This is a genomic window from Streptomyces sp. SID5910, from assembly GCF_009862125.1.
Taxonomy (GTDB): domain Bacteria; phylum Actinomycetota; class Actinomycetes; order Streptomycetales; family Streptomycetaceae; genus Streptomyces.
On sequence record NZ_WWHX01000582.1, the window covers coordinates 1 to 946 of the forward strand.

At 75.6% G+C, this 946-nt stretch carries 1 protein-coding gene and 1 pseudogene; both read left to right on the forward strand.

Annotated elements, in window-relative coordinates:
- On the forward strand, positions 1 to 673 hold a 673-nt coding region (locus GTW67_RS20240), incomplete at its 5' end, for an LLM class flavin-dependent oxidoreductase (RefSeq protein WP_161166226.1).
- Positions 674 to 677: 4 nt separating this feature from the next.
- A pseudogene (locus tag GTW67_RS20245) lies at positions 678 to 946 on the forward strand (DUF1684 domain-containing protein); the annotation flags it as partial.

The following is a 946-nucleotide window of genomic DNA, read 5'->3' on the forward strand; positions in this document are numbered from 1 at the left end:
CGGCCGGGGGTCCGGGGGTTGTCCCCCGGGATGGCACAGCACGCGGCACGGCGGCCCGGAGGCGGGCCGGGCCTTCTACGCCGACGTCAAACGGCGCCTGGCGAGGTACGGCCGGAGCCCGGACGACCTCAAGATCATGCCCGGTGTCACCGTCGTCCTCGGGGACACCGACGCCGAGGCACGCGAGCGGGCGGCGGAGATCCGCCGGCAGCAGGTCTCCCCGCAGACCGCGATCCTGACGCTGGAGCAGATCTGGGGCGTCGACCTGTCCGCGTACGACCCCGACGGGCCGCTGCCCGACATCGACCCGGTGCCGGACCCGGGGCTCAGTCAGGGGCGGACCCGGCACGGCGACAGCACGGCGATCGCCGAGAAGTGGCGGGCCCTGGCCCAGGAGAAGGGGCTGTCCATCCGGCAGACCGTCATCGAGGCCGGCGCCCGGCAGTCCTTCGTCGGCACGCCCGAGGCGGTCGCCGCCGAACTGGAGTCGTTCGTGGCGCGGGACGCCGCCGACGGCTTCATCCTCGTACCGCATCTGACCCCCGGCGGACTCGACGAGTTCGTGGACCGGGTCGTGCCGCTGCTCCAGGAGCGCGGCGCGTTCCGCACCGCGTACGAGGGCGGCACCCTGCGCTCGCACCTCGGTCTGGCCGAGCCGGTGTGGAAGGGTTGATCCCATGACGACGGACGCATCCGAGGCGTGGCAGCGCTGGCACGAGCAGCGTGAGGCGACGGTGTCGGCGCCCCACGGGCCGCTCGCGCTGACCGGCACACACTGGCTGGAGGACCACCCCGACGGCCGGCTCCCGGGCATCCCGGGGACCTGGACGGCGGACGGCGACGCAGTGGTGCTGAGGGCCGCCGGGGCCGACGGGCTGACCGTGGACGGCCGGCCGCCGGCCGGCGAGGTGCGGCTCGCGGCCGACCCGGGACCGGCGAGCGCGGC